The 255-nt window shown below is 49.0% G+C and carries 1 pseudogene; it reads right to left on the bottom strand.

Annotated features, from left to right (window positions below):
* A pseudogene (locus J7R12_RS08840) lies at nucleotides 1–255 on the bottom strand (ABC transporter ATP-binding protein); the annotation flags it as partial.

The raw sequence follows: 255 nt of genomic DNA, 5'->3' as shown, positions 1-255 counted from the left end.
CAATCTACGCGATGTTGTTTTCTCCCGCCCCTCAAAGCGATGATTTGTTGACGAAACCTGCTTTTCCTGCCCCCGCGCACGAGGGTTTGACAGCACTTTACGCTGTACTTCTTTATCTTTGCGTTGCACCCATGCAGCTTGCTTGTTTTGCGCGATCATATCACTATAACCGCCAGCGTATAAAACCCAATGACCATCCCCTTGAGGCGCCAACATATGCGTTACAGTTCGATCTAAGAAATCCCTGTCATGGCT

It is taken from the genome of Bartonella vinsonii subsp. vinsonii (genome assembly GCF_902825235.1).
Lineage (GTDB): Bacteria > Pseudomonadota > Alphaproteobacteria > Rhizobiales > Rhizobiaceae > Bartonella > Bartonella vinsonii.
This window is presented reverse-complemented; position numbering and strand designations above follow the sequence as displayed.